This window comes from Pseudomonas sp. P9_2 (genome assembly GCF_034008255.1).
GTDB classification, from domain to species: Bacteria; Pseudomonadota; Gammaproteobacteria; order Pseudomonadales; family Pseudomonadaceae; genus Aquipseudomonas; species Aquipseudomonas synxantha_A.
Genome location: NZ_CP125376.1, coordinates 992,441 through 1,009,383, shown reverse-complemented (window position 1 = coordinate 1,009,383; position 16,943 = coordinate 992,441). Strand labels below are relative to the sequence as shown.

General features: G+C 60.0%; 17 protein-coding genes. 10 read left to right on the top strand and 7 right to left on the bottom strand.

Annotated features, from left to right (window positions below; translation table 11 throughout):
• The first annotated feature begins 75 nt into the window (after positions 1 to 75).
• The 9 genes from QMK52_RS04420 (at position 76) to QMK52_RS04380 (ending at position 11,143) form a co-directional block, all read left to right on the top strand.
• Positions 76 to 1,566 (top strand): aldehyde dehydrogenase family protein, encoded by a 1,491-nt coding sequence (locus QMK52_RS04420; RefSeq protein WP_032878171.1) that lies wholly within the window; start codon positions 76 to 78, stop codon positions 1,564 to 1,566.
• Between the two features lie 172 nt (positions 1,567 to 1,738).
• Positions 1,739 to 3,022 (top strand): NAD(P)/FAD-dependent oxidoreductase, encoded by a 1,284-nt coding sequence (locus QMK52_RS04415; protein WP_005784280.1) that lies wholly within the window; start codon positions 1,739 to 1,741, stop codon positions 3,020 to 3,022.
• A 374-nt stretch (positions 3,023 to 3,396) separates the two neighbouring features.
• Positions 3,397 to 4,533: a branched-chain amino acid ABC transporter substrate-binding protein gene (locus QMK52_RS04410; protein ID WP_194439959.1), complete on the top strand. Its 1,137-nt coding sequence runs from the start codon at positions 3,397 to 3,399 to the stop codon at positions 4,531 to 4,533.
• A gap of 220 nt (positions 4,534 to 4,753) precedes the next feature.
• Positions 4,754 to 5,668, top strand: coding sequence for an ABC transporter permease subunit (locus QMK52_RS04405; protein WP_320403849.1), 915 nt, complete (start codon positions 4,754 to 4,756; stop codon positions 5,666 to 5,668).
• A gap of 2 nt (positions 5,669 to 5,670) precedes the next feature.
• Positions 5,671 to 6,948 (top strand): high-affinity branched-chain amino acid ABC transporter permease LivM, encoded by a 1,278-nt coding sequence (gene livM / locus QMK52_RS04400; protein WP_005784284.1) that lies wholly within the window; start codon positions 5,671 to 5,673, stop codon positions 6,946 to 6,948.
• Positions 6,945 to 7,820, top strand: a complete 876-nt coding sequence (locus QMK52_RS04395) for an ABC transporter ATP-binding protein (RefSeq protein ID WP_005784285.1) — start codon at positions 6,945 to 6,947, stop codon at positions 7,818 to 7,820. The genes livM and QMK52_RS04395 overlap by 4 nt, the downstream gene beginning before the upstream one ends.
• Entirely contained in the window at positions 7,817 to 8,533 is a 717-nt protein-coding gene (locus QMK52_RS04390; RefSeq protein ID WP_005784287.1) for an ABC transporter ATP-binding protein, read from the top strand. The genes QMK52_RS04395 and QMK52_RS04390 overlap by 4 nt, the downstream gene beginning before the upstream one ends.
• Positions 8,534 to 9,313: 780 nt before the next feature.
• Positions 9,314 to 10,081 (top strand): SDR family oxidoreductase, encoded by a 768-nt coding sequence (locus QMK52_RS04385; RefSeq protein WP_005784288.1) that lies wholly within the window; start codon positions 9,314 to 9,316, stop codon positions 10,079 to 10,081.
• A gap of 156 nt (positions 10,082 to 10,237) precedes the next feature.
• Complete coding sequence (locus tag QMK52_RS04380) at positions 10,238 to 11,143, top strand: cation diffusion facilitator family transporter (RefSeq protein ID WP_005784289.1); 906 nt, start codon at positions 10,238 to 10,240, stop codon at positions 11,141 to 11,143.
• A gap of 91 nt (positions 11,144 to 11,234) precedes the next feature.
• Here the strand turns inward: QMK52_RS04380 and QMK52_RS04375 are convergent, their stop codons facing one another.
• The 5 genes from QMK52_RS04375 to ureE all read right to left on the bottom strand — a co-directional run bounded on the left by QMK52_RS04375 (position 11,235) and on the right by ureE (position 14,923).
• The gene (locus tag QMK52_RS04375; RefSeq protein ID WP_194439960.1) at positions 11,235 to 12,344 is read right to left on the bottom strand and encodes an AGE family epimerase/isomerase; all 1,110 of its coding nucleotides are present in this window, start codon (positions 12,342 to 12,344) and stop codon (positions 11,235 to 11,237) included.
• Between the two features lie 173 nt (positions 12,345 to 12,517).
• On the bottom strand, positions 12,518 to 13,090 hold the full coding sequence (locus QMK52_RS04370) for a HupE/UreJ family protein (protein WP_005784293.1): 573 nt from the start codon (positions 13,088 to 13,090) through the stop codon (positions 12,518 to 12,520).
• Positions 13,091 to 13,112: 22 nt separating this feature from the next.
• Positions 13,113 to 13,727, bottom strand: a complete 615-nt coding sequence (ureG, locus tag QMK52_RS04365; RefSeq protein WP_005784294.1) for an urease accessory protein UreG — start codon at positions 13,725 to 13,727, stop codon at positions 13,113 to 13,115.
• Positions 13,728 to 13,751: 24 nt separating this feature from the next.
• The gene (locus tag QMK52_RS04360; protein ID WP_320403848.1) at positions 13,752 to 14,426 is read right to left on the bottom strand and encodes an urease accessory protein UreF; all 675 of its coding nucleotides are present in this window, start codon (positions 14,424 to 14,426) and stop codon (positions 13,752 to 13,754) included.
• Positions 14,423 to 14,923, bottom strand: coding sequence for an urease accessory protein UreE (ureE, locus tag QMK52_RS04355; RefSeq protein ID WP_005784297.1), 501 nt, complete (start codon positions 14,921 to 14,923; stop codon positions 14,423 to 14,425). Before ureE ends, QMK52_RS04360 begins: the two co-directional genes overlap by 4 nt.
• Before the next feature lie 337 nt (positions 14,924 to 15,260).
• Here ureE and QMK52_RS04350 point away from each other — a divergent pair, with 337 nt between their 5' ends.
• Positions 15,261 to 15,758 (top strand): C40 family peptidase, encoded by a 498-nt coding sequence (locus tag QMK52_RS04350; protein ID WP_005784298.1) that lies wholly within the window; start codon positions 15,261 to 15,263, stop codon positions 15,756 to 15,758.
• Positions 15,759 to 15,762: 4 nt separating this feature from the next.
• On the opposite strand, the gene QMK52_RS04345 is transcribed toward QMK52_RS04350, so the two are convergent.
• Positions 15,763 to 16,395 carry a TetR family transcriptional regulator gene (locus QMK52_RS04345; protein ID WP_005784300.1) on the bottom strand — a complete coding sequence of 211 codons (633 nt, stop codon included), beginning with the start codon at positions 16,393 to 16,395 and terminating at the stop codon, positions 15,763 to 15,765.
• A 151-nt stretch (positions 16,396 to 16,546) separates the two neighbouring features.
• The gene (locus QMK52_RS04340) at positions 16,547 to 16,867 is read right to left on the bottom strand and encodes a hypothetical protein (RefSeq protein WP_005784302.1); all 321 of its coding nucleotides are present in this window, start codon (positions 16,865 to 16,867) and stop codon (positions 16,547 to 16,549) included.
• Between the last annotated feature and the right edge of the window lie 76 nt (positions 16,868 to 16,943).

Below are 16,943 nucleotides of genomic sequence, written 5' to 3'. Positions count from 1 at the left end.
CCAGCTACAAATAGGGCCAGGATCGCCGTGCGTATTGCGGCGCGAATTTTTGTATGCAGATTGAAGGAGTGACCCATGGTTGCCGCATTGCTTGATCGTCTCGGGGTAAACCCGGCGCTGTACCAGGCGGGCAAACAGCCCGTGCATTCGCCGATTGATGGCAGCCGTATCGGCAGTGTGCACTGGGAAGGCGCCGCCGAGGTGGAGCAACAGGTCAGTCGTGCCGAGCATGCATTTGAGGCTTGGCGCAAAGTGCCGGCGCCGCGGCGTGGCGAGCTGGTGCGCCAGTTTGGCGACGTACTGCGCCAATACAAGGCCGACCTCGGCGAGCTGGTCTCCTGGGAAGCCGGCAAGATCACTCAGGAAGGCTTGGGTGAAGTCCAGGAAATGATCGACATCTGCGACTTCGCCGTGGGCCTGTCCCGACAGTTGTACGGCTTGACCATCGCCTCCGAGCGCCCAGGCCACCATATGCGTGAAACCTGGCACCCGCTGGGCGTGGTCGGGGTGATCAGCGCCTTCAACTTCCCGGTGGCCGTATGGGCCTGGAACACCGCGCTGGCATTGGTGTGCGGCAACGCAGTGATCTGGAAACCCTCTGAAAAGACCCCGCTCACCGCCCTGGCGTGCCAGGCGCTGTTCGAGCGTGTATTGAGCAAGTTTGATGATGCTCCCGAGTACCTGAGCCAGGTGATCATCGGCGGCCGCGACGCCGGCGCCGCGCTGGTGGACGATCCGCGTGTGGCCCTGATCAGTGCCACCGGCAGCACGCGCATGGGCCGCGAAGTGGCGCCGAAAGTCGCGGCGCGCTTCGCCCGTAGCATTCTTGAACTGGGTGGCAACAACGCGATGATCCTCGGCCCAAGCGCCGACCTGGACATGGCCGTGCGCGCCATCCTGTTCAGCGCCGTCGGCACTGCCGGCCAACGCTGCACCACCTTGCGCCGGCTGATCGCCCATGAATCGGTCAAGGAGGACATCGTCACCCGCCTCAAGGCTGCCTACTCCAAGGTGCGCATCGGCCACCCGCTGGAAGGCAACCTGATCGGCCCGCTGATCGACAAGCAGGGTTTTGACAACATGCAGGACGCCCTGGAGCAAGCCTTGAGCGAAGGCGGCAAGGTGTTCGGCGGCAAGCGCCAACTGCAAGACACATTCCCCAACGCTTACTACGTCTCGCCGGCAATTGTGGAAATGCCCGAGCAAAGCGACGTGGTGTGTACGGAAACCTTCGCGCCGATTCTCTACGTGGTCGGCTACACCGACTTCGCCGAAGCCCTGCGCTTGAACAACGCGGTGCCACAGGGGCTGTCGTCATGCATCTTCACCACGGATGTGCGTGAAGCCGAGCAATTCATGTCGGCGGTGGGCAGTGATTGCGGGATTGCCAACGTCAATATCGGCCCGAGCGGCGCGGAGATCGGGGGGGCCTTTGGCGGTGAAAAAGAGACTGGCGGCGGGCGAGAGTCGGGGTCGGATGCGTGGCGCGGGTATATGCGCCGCCAGACCAATACCGTGAACTACTCGCTGGAATTGCCTCTGGCCCAAGGCATTACCTTCGACTGAGCCCACGCGTCGAAGTGAGATCAAAATGTGGGAGGGGGCTTGCTCCCGATAGCAGTGTTTCAGTCAGCAAATCTGTAGCTGACCCACCGCTATCGGGAGCAAGCCCCCTCCCACATTTGATCAGATTTTCAATTCTGAAAAGTTGTTTGTTAGGTCTCATCGGAGTCTGGCAATGGCACTACGCGAAACATGTTTATGGGAACACCTCACCCCCGGCCGGCCGGATCGTGCCGCGCTCAAGGGCGCGCTCAAGGTGGATGTCTGCGTGATCGGCGCCGGTATCACCGGTTTGTCGGCGGCCATTCATTTGCTGGAGCAGGGTAAAAGCGTTGCTGTGCTGGAGGCCCATCGCACCGGCCATGGCGGTTCGGGGCGTAACGTCGGGTTGGTCAATGCCGGCATGTGGATCCCGCCAGACGAGATCGAAGCCGGATTTGGCACGGCGGTTGGCAGCCAGCTCAACCGCATGTTGGGCGCAGCGCCGGCCCTGGTATTCAGCCTGATCGACAAATACAAGATCGATTGCCAATTGCGCCGCGAGGGCACCTTGCACATGGCCCACAACGCCCGTGGCGAGGCGGATTTGCGCAGTCGTGAAGAGCAATGGAAGCGCCGTGGCGCGCCGGTCGAATTGCTCACCGGGCAGGCGTGTGAGCAAGCCACCGGCACCCAAAAAATCTCCGCCGCCTTGCTCGATCGACGGGCCGGCACCCTGAACCCCATGGCCTACACCACGGGCTTGGCGAATGCCGCCGCAGCGCTGGGCGGGCAGTTGTTTGACCATTCCCCGGTCACCCAGCTTGAGCGCCAAGGTGCCGATTGGTCGGTGCAGACCGCCGAGGGCGCGGTGCAGGCCGCTCAGGTGGTGATCGCCTCTAACGCCTACACCGAAGGCGAATGGACCGAGTTGCGGCGCAATTTTTTCCCCGGCTATTACTATCAGGTGGCGTCAGCGCCGCTGACCGATGATGCCGCCCGGCAAATCCTCCCCGGTGGCCAGGGCTCGTGGGATACGCGCCAGGTACTGAGCAGCATCCGTCGCGATGCCGATGGCCGTCTGTTGCTTGGCAGCCTGGGCAATGGCAACCAGAAACCTGCCTGGTTCCTCAAGGCGTGGGCCGATCGGGTGCAGCAGCACTACTTCCCGTATCTCAAATCGGTGCAGTGGGAATACACCTGGACCGGCTGCATCGCGTTTACCCCAGACCATCTGATGCGCCTGTTCGAACCCGCCCCTGGCCTGGTCGCAGTCACCGGCTATAACGGGCGTGGTGTGACCACCGGCAGTGTGGTCGGCAAGGCGTTTGCCGACTATCTGTGTCACCAGAATCCCCAGGCCTTGCCGATCCCCTTTGCACCGATGCAGCCACTGGCGGGTGCAGGTCTGCGCAGTTGCCTGTATGAAGCAGGATTCTCGCTGTATCACGCCGGGCAATGTCTGAGGATCGTGATCTGATCAGCGAAATACTGCTCAAAAGCCTGCGTTTTCTTAGCAGGCTACCCATCTGTATTGGTGCAAGGCGTAGCAATCACGCACTGTAAATGTGCAGTTCCGTTACGCACGTTGTTACAGGTGTAGGAACTGTCGTTTATCCCTCTGGTTGCAGCTGCGACCTGGCGGGGTTGTACTTTTTTGGTTGGTTGGTTGCACCTATCGGGGCTAGACGGTTGCACGTCCTGGCAAAAGGCGTCGAAACGCCTGTAATAACAATGACACCGTGTCTTTTTGAAGAATAAAAAAGTAATGGCACGCGGCTTGCTCTGAGCTTTCAGTGAAAAGTTTGAATGCAAGTTGTCGTGCCAAAAATCAAAAATATCGGAGCACCACTCATGTCCCAGACGTTTTACAAGAAAGGTTTTCTGGCCCTCGCCGTTGCAGCGGCGCTGGGTGTTTCTACGTTTGTTCAAGCTGATGTGAAAATTGGTGTGGCGGGCCCGATGACGGGTGCCAACGCCGCTTTCGGTGAGCAGTACATGAAGGGTGCCCAGGCGGCAGCCGACGTTATCAACAAGGCCGGCGGCATCAACGGCGAGCAGATCAAGCTGGTGGCTGGCGATGACGCCTGCGAACCCAAGCAAGCCGTGGCCGTGGCTAACCGCCTGGCGGACCAGGACAAGGTGATCGGTGTGGTCGGGCACTTCTGCTCGTCCAACACCATCCCGGCGTCTGAGGTCTACGACGAAGCCGGCATTATCGCCATCACCCCAGGCTCCACCAATCCACAGGTCACCGAGCGCGGCCTGGGCGCCATGTTCCGTATGTGCGGGCGTGACGACCAGCAAGGCATCGTCGCCGGCGACTACATCGTCGATGTGCTCAAGGGCAAGAAAGTCGCGGTGATCAACGACAAGGACACCTACGGCAAAGGCCTGGCCGACGCCACCGCTGCGCAGTTGACCAAGCGTGGCGTCAAGCCGGTGCTGGAAGAGGGCCTGACCCGTGGCGAGAAAGACTTCAGCGCCCTGGTCACCAAGATCCGCTCCCTGGGCGCCGACGTCGTGTACTTCGGCGGCTTGCATCCAGAAGCCGGCCCATTGGTGCGCCAGATCCGTGAAGCGGGCCTCAAAGACGTCAAGTTCATGTCCGATGACGGCGTAGTGACCGACGAACTGGTGGCGACCGCCGGTGGTGCGCAGTACGTCGATGGCGTCTACATGACTTTCGGCGCCGATCCGCGCCTGTTGCCGGACAGCAAGACCGTGGTGGAAGAGTTCCGCAAAAACGGCACCGAGCCTGAAGGCTACACCCTGTATGCCTACGCCTCGATCCAGGCCCTGGCCGCCGGCTTCAACGGTGCCAAGTCCAACAAGGGCGAAGACGCGGCCAAGTGGTTGAAGGCTAACCCGGTTAAAACCGTCATGGGCGAAAAAGCCTGGGATGCCAAGGGCGACCTGAAAATCTCTGACTACGTGGTTTACCAGTGGGACAAAGACGGCAAATACCATCAGTTGGAAAAGCAGAAGTAATAACGCGACGGCTTGAACACCTCGATCTCTGTGGGAGCCGGGCTTGCCCGCGATGACGGCCTCAATACCAACACCTGTGTTGAATGTGAAACCGCTATCGCAGGCAAGCCAGCTCCCACAGAGGGCCTGGTTGCCTGCTCTATTGCAACAAACCTGTTTTTTCCTCCAGAAGCGCCGCACACCCACCGGTGTGCAGGTGCTCACCGCGTGAGATTGCGTTATGGATGGTATTTTCCTGCAGCAACTGGTCAACGGCCTGACCCTCGGGTCGGTCTATGGCCTGATCGCCATCGGCTACACAATGGTCTATGGCATCATTGGCATGATCAACTTCGCCCACGGCGAGGTTTATATGATTTCCGCTTACCTCGCGGCGATCAGTCTGGCACTGCTGGCTTACTTCGGCATCGAATCCTTCCCGCTGCTCATTCTCGGCACCTTGATCTTCACCGTGGTCGTCACCGGCGTGTACGGTTGGGTCATTGAACGGGTTGCCTATAAACCGCTGCGCAACTCCACCCGACTGGCACCGCTGATCAGCGCCATCGGCATCTCGCTGATCCTGCAGAACTACGCACAGATCGCCCAGGGCGCCAAGCAACAAGGCATCCCGACCCTGCTGGCCGGGGCCTGGCGCGTCGATATCGGCACTGGCTTCGTGCAACTGACCTACACCAAAGTGTTCATCCTCGTGGCGGCATTCGCCGGCATGGCGTTGCTCACCTACATCATCAAGTACACCAAGCTGGGTCGCATGTGCCGCGCCACCCAGCAAGACCGCAAGATGGCCTCGATCCTGGGCATCAACACCGACCGGGTGATCTCCTACGTGTTCGTCATCGGCGCGTCCATGGCTGCCCTGGCCGGCGTGCTTATCACCCTCAACTACGGCACCTTCGACTTCTATGCCGGTTTCATCATCGGCATCAAGGCGTTTACCGCGGCGGTACTCGGCGGCATCGGCTCCCTGCCTGGGGCGATGCTGGGCGGGATCATCCTTGGTATCTCCGAGTCGCTGTTCTCGGGGTTGATCAACTCTGACTACAAAGACGTGTTCAGTTTCTCCCTGCTGGTGGTGATTCTGATTTTCCGTCCCCAGGGCCTGCTTGGTCGCCCACTCGTGGCGAAGGTGTAAACATGTCTGCTGCCAAATCTATCGATATCAAGAAAAGTGTGGTCGATACGGTCCTCGCCGGGCTGATTTCGCTGATCGTATTCGGGCCCATTGTCGGCGTAGTGCTCGACGGCTACAGCTTCAACCTGGAGCCGCTGCGCGTTGCCACGTTGGTCGCCATCGTCATGGCTGGGCGTTTCGCCTTGAGCCTGTTCCTGCAAACCCCCAAGGGTGTGAAGATCCTGCAGGGCTTCGAAAGCAGCGGCTCGGGTGTGCACGTGCTGCCACCGGACTACAAGTCGCGGCTGCGCTGGATCATCCCGGCGCTGATCGTGATCGCCATCGTGTTTCCGATCTTCGCCAACAAATACCTGCTGACCGTGGTGATTCTCGGGCTGATCTACGTGTTGCTTGGCCTGGGCCTGAACATCGTGGTGGGCCTGGCCGGTCTGCTCGACCTGGGTTACGTGGCGTTCTATGCCATCGGTGCCTACGGCTTGGCGCTGGGTTACCAATACCTCGGCCTGGGGTTCTGGACGGTGCTGCCGCTGGCGGCAATCGCGGCGGCACTGGCGGGGTGCATACTCGGCTTCCCGGTGCTGCGAATGCACGGTGACTACCTGGCCATCGTGACCCTGGGCTTTGGTGAAATCATTCGCCTGGTACTCAACAACTGGCTGTCATTCACCGGCGGCCCCAACGGTATGCCGGTGCCTTCGCCGACGTTCCTGGGCCTTGAGTTCGGCAAGCGTGCCAAAGATGGCGGCATCCCGTTCCACGAGTTCTTCGGCATCGATTACAACCCCAACATCAAGTTCATGTTCATCTACATCGTGCTGTTTCTGGTGGTGCTGGCCGTGCTGTACATCAAGCATCGCCTCACGCGTATGCCAGTCGGTCGCGCTTGGGAAGCCTTGCGTGAAGATGAAATCGCCTGCCGTTCCATGGGCCTGAACCACGTGCTGGTCAAGCTCTCGGCGTTCACCATCGGCGCTTCAACCGCAGGTTTGGCCGGGGTGTTCTTTGCCAGCTACCAGGGCTTCGTCAACCCATCGTCGTTTACCTTCTTCGAGTCGGCGTTGATCCTCGCCATCGTGGTGTTGGGCGGCATGGGCTCGACGGTCGGCGTGGTGATTGCGGCGTTCGTGCTGACCGTGGCGCCTGAACTGCTGCGCAGTTTCTCCGAGTACCGCGTGCTGCTGTTTGGCGTGCTGATGGTGGTGATGATGATCTGGCGACCGCGTGGCTTGATTCGGATCAGCCGTACCGGTGTGACACCACGCAAGGGGGTAGCGCCATGAGCAAGGAAGTCGTGCTATCTGTCGAACACCTGATGATGCACTTCGGTGGCATCAAGGCCCTGAGCGATGTCAGCCTCAAGGTCGAACGCAACTCGATCTTCGCCCTGATCGGTCCCAACGGCGCCGGCAAGACTACGGTGTTCAACTGCCTCACCGGCTTTTACAAAGCCAGCGGCGGCAAGATCGAACTCAACGTGCGCGGCAAGCAAACCAACGTCATCCAGTTGTTGGGTGAGCGCTTTGAGGCCACCGACTTCGTGTCGCCCAAAAGCTTCCTCAGCCGCGTGTACTACAAGATGTTCGGTGGCACCCACCTGGTAAACCGCGCCGGCCTGGCACGGACCTTCCAGAACATTCGCCTGTTCAAGGAAATGTCGGTGCTGGAAAACCTGCTGGTGGCCCAGCACATGTGGGTCAACCGCAACATGCTCGCGGGCATCCTCAATACCAAGGGCTACCGCAAGGCTGAAAGTGATGCCCTGGACTGTGCGTTCTACTGGCTGGAGGTTGTGGACCTGGTGGACTGCGCCAACCGCCTGGCTGGCGAGCTCTCCTACGGCCAGCAGCGCCGCCTGGAAATCGCCCGCGCCATGTGCACGCGGCCGCAGATCATCTGCCTGGACGAACCGGCAGCGGGCCTCAACCCTCAGGAAACCGAAGCCCTCAGCGCGATGATTCGCCTGCTGCGCGACGAACACGACCTCACGGTGGTGCTGATCGAACACGACATGGGCATGGTGATGAGTATTTCCGACCACATTGTGGTGCTGGACCACGGCAACGTGATCGCCGAAGGCGGCCCCGACGCGATCCGCAACGACCCGAAAGTGATTGCCGCCTACCTGGGCGCGGACGAAGAGGAGTTGGTATGAGCGCACCTATCCTCGAAATGAAGGACCTGGACGTGTTCTACGGCCCGATCCAGGCCCTGAAGAAGGTCTCGCTGCACATCAACGAAGGCGAAACCGTCAGCCTGATCGGCTCCAACGGCGCGGGAAAGTCCACGCTGTTGATGTCGATCTTCGGCCAGCCTCGGGCCGAGTCGGGGCAGATTCTGTACAACGGCGTCGACATTACCCACAAGTCGTCCCACTACATCGCCTCCAATGGCATTGCGCAGTCGCCGGAAGGGCGGCGGGTGTTCCCCGACATGACCGTCGAGGAAAACCTGCTGATGGGCACCATCCCCATTGGCGACAAGTTTGCCAGCGAGGATATGCAACGCATGTTCGAGCTGTTCCCCAGGCTTAAAGAGCGGCGTAACCAGCGGGCCATGACCATGTCCGGCGGCGAGCAGCAAATGCTCGCCATCGCTCGTGCGCTGATGAGCCGGCCCAAACTGTTGCTGCTCGACGAGCCAAGCCTGGGACTGGCGCCGATTGTGGTGAAGCAGATCTTTTCTACCCTGCGCGAGCTGGCGTCTACCGGGATGACCATCTTCCTGGTGGAGCAGAACGCCAACCATGCGCTGCGCTTGTCGGATCGGGCGTATGTGATGGTCAATGGCGAGATTCGCCTGACGGGCACCGGTAAAGAGCTGCTGGTGAACGAGGAAGTGCGCAACGCCTATCTCGGTGGTCACTAACGAGTACTCAGTACCCTGTGGGAGGGGGCTTGCTCCCGATAGCGGTGTGTCAGTTTAAGAAGTGCTGACTGACAAATCGCTATCGGGAGCAAGCCCCCTCCCACATCTGATTGCGTGGTCCATCAGGTCTTTCTCCAAATTGTGGAAAACAAATCCAGCCCACCTCCAAAGCGCGACATATAGCCGCCGCAAATCCCTGTTTTGTCACAGTTTTGACTTGTCCCCATCCACTGTGGAACCGGCTGTGGGTAACGTGGGTGTACTTGGCTGAAAGCCTTTGAATACGGGGCCTGTAGCGTTGTGGTTGTTTTTTGATCGGCGGCTTTTTCTCAACCCTCTACCGGCTTTGTCAACCTGTTTAAAGACACAGGTATATGACCGGAATATGTCCATCCAGCCTGTGGATAAGTCTGTGACTAAACTCTGGAAAGACGCCCGCAGGGGCCGGAATGACTGGCCTGAAGCCATCGTTGCGTCTTTCCGAATTTTTCAGGGGCTACATACGCCCCAGCCAAGGTCAAGCAAAAAACTTTCTAAAACCGCCTGCAAGCCTTGTACACAGCGGCTTCGAGCGATTTGCACTTGCCCCCAAAGACTGTGGGCGCAGTTGTGGATAACCTGCGCGCATATGGCTGCAGGCCACGGTCTACAAGGCTTTGCTTGGGGTGGTTAAAAAACGCACAGTTGCGTGTGAAGTTACGTGCGTAGCGGTTGCCGCAACGGCGGCGGAAGGGCATTCTGCTGGCAACTTTTTTCCCCGATGCACTCAAGGAGAACACCATGTCCGACACGCTATTCATTACTGGCGCTACTTCAGGTTTCGGCGAAGCCTGTGCCCGTCGTTTTGCCGAAGCCGGCTGGAAACTGGTGCTCACCGGTCGTCGTGCCGAGCGCTTGAATGCGCTGGTTGAAGAGCTTTCCAAGCAGACCGAAGTGCATGGCCTGGTGGTGGATGTGCGCGATCGCAAAGGCATGGAGGAGGCCATCGCCAACTTGCCGCCGTCGTTCGCCAAACTGCGTGGCCTGATCAACAACGCTGGCCTGGCCGTGGGCACTGATCCGGCCCCCAAGTGCGACCTCGACGACTGGGAAACCATGGTCGACACCAATATCAAGGGCCTGCTGACCACTACCAACCTGCTGCTGCCGCGCCTGATTGCTCATGGCCGGGGTGCGGGGATCATCAACCTGGGTTCCATCGCCGGTAACTACCCGTACCCCGGCAGCCATGTGTATGGCGGTTCCAAGGCGTTCGTGAAGCAGTTCTCGTTGAACCTGCGTTGCGACCTGCAAGGCACTGGCGTGCGTGTGACCAACATCGAGCCAGGCCTTTGCGAGAGCGAATTCTCGCTGGTGCGCTTTGGCGGTGACCAGGCGCGTTATGACGCCACCTACGCAGGTGCCGAGCCGATTCAGCCGCAGGATATTGCCGATACGATTTTCTGGGTGATGAATACGCCGGCGCACGTGAATATCAACCGGTTGGAGCTGATGCCGGTGAGCCAGACTTGGGCTGGGTTTGCGATTGAGCGGGGGGCCAAGGGCTAAGGCGATCGCTTCTGTGGCGAGGGAGCAAGCTCCCTCGCCACAATGTTTTCCGATAGCTTTTAAGTGCGGCAAATCGGCCAAAATGCGGCATAAGGTACACTCCGCTCCTGAAAACCCTCCGCACTGTGCGGTGTAAAGGTTTTGACAGGAGGAAATGTGAGTAACCGAGGTGAGCAGGCACTGCTCAAACAATCGACCATCCTGATGTTCGCCGTGGCGATCGCCGGGATTGTCACGGGTGTCATATCCGGCGCCCAATCCATTTTATTCGACGGCTTTTTCTCGCTGATCGCCACCGCCATCAAGGTGCTGATGCTGATCACGGCCAAGCTGATCGCCAAGAAAAGCAACGAGCGCTTTCAGTTCGGCTATTGGCACCTGGAACCGATGGTGCTGCTGATCGAAGGCAGTTTCCTGCTGCTGATCGCCATCTATGCGTTCCTCAATGGCGTGTTCGGCATCATTAATGGCGGGCGCGAGATCGAGTTGGGGTTGGTGATCATTTATGCGGCGGTGTTTACCGTCGTGGAGTTCGCCTACTTCTTTTACGTGCGCTACCGCAACCGCACGCTTAAATCGTCGCTGATCCAGTTCGACAACATCAGTTGGCTGGTAGATGCGATGCTTTCAGTGGGCTTGCTGATCAGCTTTCTGGCCGCACTGTTGCTCAAGTCCCAGGGTTATGGCGAATGGGCGGTGTATGTCGACCCGCTGATTTTGATCCTGCTGGCCCTGAGTATGCTGGCGCCTGCGTTCAAGATCCTGCGTCCGGCGTTGCGCGAAGTGCTGGGGATCGCGCCGGATCACCTGGACGACAAAGTGCGCGAAGTGATGGATGCGGCGCAGGCCAGGCATGGTTTCGATGACTACGTGTCCTATGTGCAGAAACACGGGCGGGCGCGGTTTATCGAGATTCATGTCGTGCTGCCGGCCGATTACCCAGTGGATAAGGTCGCGACCCTCGACAGGTTGCGCGAAGAGATATCCACAGGGCTGGGCACGCCGGATGCGGCGCGTTGGTTGACGATCAGTTTTACCGGGGATCGCAAGTGGATTGCATAACGTCTGTTAGACCGAGGTGAGGCTATCGCAGGCAAGCCAGCTCCCACATTAAAGTGTGGGAGCTGGCTTGCCTGCGATGGGGCCTTGCAGGTCAGCCCAGATGCTGGACCAGACCCTGATAGCAAGTCGCCAAATGATAAGGGGTGGTAGAAGGCATATCCCGCCGGCTCACCTTACCGTCGGCATCCAGGCATTCATTCCAGCCCTTTGCATGCAGGAAACGCTGTTGCAGCGCCAGCAATTGACGTTGCAGCACCGTCTCGCTGCCGGGACGCAAGGTCAGTGCTCGCAGGTATTCCGCCTGGGCCCAGATGCGCTGAGTGCCGTCGCGCACCGTGCCATCCAGTGCCAACATGCCACTGACCGCACCGCTTAACTTATCCACACCCTTTTGCTCGGCATAGGCAAACGCCCGTGTCAGCGACGCATGCAGCGGCGTGCCGCGCAGTACGTTGGACGATTCCAGCAAAAAGAACCATTCGAACTGGTGCCCTGGCTCAAACCAGTTATCCACAGCGCCCAGCGGTTTCTCCAGCATCACGCCGTGCTCGCGGTCGATGAAGCGTTGCTGCATGGCCGTCGCCAGTGCCAGCAGTGCCGCTTGTACCTGCGCGTCCTCGCGTACCGCAAGGGTGGCGAGGAAGCCCTCGGCCAAGTGCATCAGCGGGTTTTGCAGCGGGCCGGATTTCAGCGAGGCCCAGTTGCGCTCAAGTACCGCCTCATACAAGCCATCGCCCGTGGCAAAGCGTTGAGCCACAACTTCCAGTGCGGCGTTGAGCACTGACTCCACCAAGGGTTCACGCACCTTGGCCCAGTAATGGGCACAGGCAAAGATGATGAACGCGTGGGTGTAGAGGTCCTTGCGCTTGTCCAGGGGTTGGCCGGCCGGGTCGATGCTGTAGAACCAGCCGCCGTGCTCGGCATCATGGAAGTGCCGTTGCAGGGAGCGGAACAGCGCCGCCGCCCGTTCTTCGGCGAAAGCCGCGCCGGGTTCGCCGATCAGGCTGGCGAACAGGTACATCTGCCGGGCGCAAGCCATGGCGCGGTAGCGTTGTGGGGGCAGCGGCTGGTGATCGGCGTCCAGTGCCTCAAAGGGTAATGCCAGGTCGGCATTCCAGCCCGGGCCTTGCCAGAGGGGCACGATCAGGTCATGGAAGTGCGTGAGCACAGGCGTCAGGGAAGAGGAGGAAGCGATGGGCATTGGCTGGCGTCGTCACGGCAGGGGTGTTTGCCGCGCATGGTAGCAGGCTTGGGATCGGTGGTGTTTGTACTGGCACTATCGCGGGCAAGCCCGCTCCCACATTTTTGAAGTGTGAACCCTCTCAAATGTGGGAGCTGGCTTGCCTGCGATGAGGTCCTTGCAGTCGCTGACGATCAGCCCGCCAACAACCACACCCCAGTCGCTGCCGAAGCCGCCCCGGCCACTCGCACCAGCGGCGCTGCGGCAGCTGGCAAAAAGCGCACCACTGCATAACCGGCGGCATGCAACGCCGCGGTCGCACCCACAAACCCAATGGCATACGCCCAAGGGCTGGTCATGTCCGGCAGTTCAAGGCCATGGGCCACGCCGTGAAACAACGCAAACAATGCCGTGGCGCCCACCGCCATGAACAGTGGCGGCCGCACCGCCAGTGCCACGGCCAGGCCCAGGGCGAGCACCGAAGCGGCAATCCCGCTTTCCAGCGCCGGCAATTGCAGCCCTTCAAAACCCAACACCCCGCCGATCAGCATGGTGCCGACGAAGGTGCATGGCAGTGCCCAGCGCGCGGCGCCTTTCTGTTGGGCCGCCCACAGGCCGACCGCAACCATGGCCAGCAAGTGATCGAGGCCGCCCAAGGGGTGGCTGATGCCGGCCACCAGGCCATTGTCGCCGTGGCCAGGGTGCGCGAAGGCCAGGGCAGGGGCCAGCAGCAGCGCGGCAGCGGCGAAGAGTTTGTTGAGGCTCATGGACAGGTTCCTTATGGGTTGATCAGGCGGCGGTCAGCAAGCCCTGGCGTTCGATGAAGGCGACGATGTCGTCCAGGCCGACTCCGGTTTTCTGGTTGCTGAACACAAAGGGTTTGCCGTTGCGCATCCGCTGGGTGTCGCTGTTCATCAACTCCAGCGAGGCGCCCACCAGCGGGGCCAGGTCGATCTTGTTGATCACCAGCAAGTCGGATTTGCAAATACCGGGCCCGCCTTTGCGTGGCAGCTTGTCACCAGCGGACACATCGATCACGTAAATGGTCAGGTCCGAGAGTTCCGGGCTGAAGGTGGCCGACAGGTTGTCGCCGCCGGACTCCACCAGGATCAGGTCCAGGCCGGGAAAGCGGCGGTTGAGCTGGTCCACGGCCTCAAGGTTGATCGAAGCATCTTCGCGAATCGCCGTGTGCGGGCAGCCGCCGGTCTCCACGCCGATGATGCGCTCCGGCGCCAGCGCCTTGTTACGTACCAGAAAGTCGGCGTCTTCGCGGGTATAGATGTCGTTGGTGACCACCGCCAGGTTATAGCGATCACGCAGCGCCAGGCACAGGGCCAGGGTCAGGGCGGTCTTGCCGGAGCCCACCGGGCCGCCGATTCCGACGCGCAGGGGTTGTGTGTTCATGTGCTTCTCCACAATAAAAAACGTTCAGGAACGAAACAGGCGGCTGTACTGGCGTTCGTGGGCCATGCACGCCAGGGACAGGCCAAAGGCGGCGCTGCCCAACCGCGCAGGGTCAATGCGCTCGGCGTCCTGCTGTGCTTGCTGTAGCAAGGGCAGCAGTTCGCTGGTCAGGCGTTGCGCGGCTTGCTGGCCCAGTGGCAGGGTTTTCATCAGCACGGCCAATTGGTTCTCCAGCCAGCTCCACAGCCACGCGGCGAGGGCATCGTCGGGCCTGATGTGCCAGGCGCGGGCGGCCAGGGCCCAGCCAAGAGCCAGGTGCGGTTCGCCGCGTTGTGCAAGGAACTCACGGGCGGCGCTGTCCAGTTCCGGTAAGCCATTGAGCAGTTGCTGCAGGGAATAACCCATTTGCCGGCTCTCCTGATACAGCTCGCGGGTCTCACGGCTGGCGCGGTGTTCTTCGCACAATTGCGCCAGCCCAGGCCAGTCCTGTTCAGCGCCAGCGCGGCAATGGGCGAGCAACAGCGGCGCTTCGAAGCGCGCAAGGTTGAGCAGCAACTGATCGCTGATCCAGCGCCCTGCGCTCGCGGCATCCTGTACGCGGCCGTTGTCCACAGCCATTTCCAGGCCCTGGGAATAGCTGTAGCCGCCAATCGGCAATTGCGGACTGGCCAGGCGCAACAGCGCCCAGGCTGGGTTCATAGACGTACGCCGAACTGGTGCAGCTTGGGCGGGTAGTTGAAGTCTTCGTCGCCATGGCGCGAATGATGATGGCCGCCGCCGTAGGCGCCATGTTCCGGCTGGAACGGCGCCTCGATGGTTTGCGTGTCGGCGCCCAACTGTTCCAGCATTGCCTTGAGCACGTAGTCGTCGAGCAGGCGCAGCCAGCCGTCGCCGACTTGCAGGGCCACATGGCGGTTACCCAGGTGATAGGCAGCGCGGGTCAGTTCAAAGGCGTTGCGGCAAGTGACGTGCAGCAGTTGTTCAGGGCGGGCGCAAACGCGTACGACACGTCCGTCTTCAGCTTGTAGGAACTCGCCATCGTGCAAGGGCGGCTGCCCACGCTCCAAAAACAGGCCGACGTCTTCACCGTCGGCACTGAAACAGCGCAGGCGGCTTTTGCTGCGGGCTTCGAAGTTCAGCAGCAACTCAGCGGCCCAGAGGGCTTGGGGGGCGATTCGGCGGTGGATCACCAGCATCGGTAGGCTTCCAGCTATGAGCGATAGCAGTGCTAGAGCAAGGGGCTTGCCAACCCGCTATTGGCGTAGGAGTTTCCTGTCAGTGCAGGTCATTGCGCGTGGATGGGGCATCCACGGGTTGCACAGAACGTTCAAGTTTGGTGCGCATGAGCGGTTATAGCACTGGAAAAGGGCGTTTTTCCTGAAAGTAGCCTGGTGCTGCATGAAACTTCTTTCATCCAATTATCCATTGCGTTTTTAAGGATTTATCCTACAAAGACCCAAGAATCGGCCTTCGTGGGCTTACGTGATGGTTCTTTAAGATTCGCGCCGTGTTTAATTCACCGCGATGTTCATCATGTTCAAGTCATTTATTTGTTCAGTCATTGTCGGCCTGTCGTGTGTTATCTCGTCAGCCTCGGCCAATCTTCAACAGCCGCCGACTTTCGCTTCAAGCCATGCGGCGTCTTCGGTCGACGATGTGATCGACCGCGCCCATCAACTGCTCGGCACTCCCTACAAGTGGGGCGGTACGTCTGCCGAGCAGGGGTTTGATTGCAGCAGTTTCCTGGTTTATCTGTTCAAGACCGAAGCCAACATTCAGCTGCCGCGTACCACTGCGGCGATGCACCGTTCAACCGCTGCAACCATCAAGCGCACAGCGTTAAAACCGGGCGATGCCGTATTTTTCAAAGGCAACGGGCGAGGGCAGGTGAGTCACGTCGGGCTGTATATCGGCGAAGGCAAGTTCATCCATTCACCGCGTACCGGCAAGCATGTGCGTATCGATTCGTTGAGCAATAAGTACTGGAGCAAGAACTACACAACGGCCAAGCGTTTTCACAAGGCTGGCTGAGGGATTACTCGGTACTGCCCAGCCCTTGCCAGTGCTTGAGGCCGATAAAGATAAAGCGCAGTTGCTGGGTGATTTTCGCCTGGGGCGTGAGGTGGGCCGGCAGGGCATGGGCCGGTGGGTCGATGATATCGGGCAGGGTGGCAAACACGCTTTTGACGATCAGGTCGGCCATCACATGTAAACCTTCTGCATCCAGATGCTGCAATTTGGGCATCAACGTCAGGTCGGCGGCCAGGTCGCGGGTGATGTCCTCGCGCAGGGCGCCGATGGCTTGGCGCACGGCCAGGCAGCCGCCGTACTGTTCGCGGGCCAAAAACAGGAATTGCGAACGGTTGGCCGAAACTACGTCGAGAAAGATCCGCACAGAGGCATCGATAATGCCCCCCATCACGAATTCGTTGTGGCGCACCAGGCGGATCGTGGCGCGGAAGGTCTGGCCGACTTCGCTGACCAATACCAGCCCAAGCTGGTCCATGTCGGCAAAATGGCGATAGAAACCAGTTGGCACTATACCCGCTGTCTTGGCCACTTCGCGCAGGCTCAGGCTGCCAAACCCACGGCCACACTCCATCAGATGGCGGGCTGCGTCCATCAAGGCAAGGCGTGTCTGTTGCTTCTGTTCGGCGCGGGGCAGCATGAGCGGATGGGCTTTGTCGGCGAGTACAGCGACGCACTCTAGCAAAAGCGCTTTGCCGGCGTCGAACTTGGCGGGGGCGAGGCGTGACGCGGTCTATATAAAAGCAAAAGCCCGATCGGCTGATCGGGCTTTTTTCCGGGCCACCACGGGCTTAGCTCTGTGCTTGATGCAGTTCTTGCAGACGGTCGGCACCACCTTCAGCAACGCCTTCGGTGTAGGCGCGTTTGTTGGCTTGTTCAGCACCGCCTTCTACCAGACCTTTCTCTTGCAGGCGATTGTAGCCATTTTCAGCGACAGCACCTTTGGCGTAGTCACGGTTTTCGTCTTCTTGCGAACCGCTGCGCGCCACGGTTTGGCTAGTCTGCATGGCTTGAGCTTTGTTCTGTGGAGTGGCCTGTTCAGCGGCTGGCAGGGCGAAAGCACTGGAAGCCAGGACAGATAACAGGACGGTAGCGAGTAATTGGCGTTTCATGATGGTTGCTCCTTGGGAGGGCGATAAAGTGGGTACAGGGCTAATGCTACTCTTGATAAGTCGATATAAAAGTTCA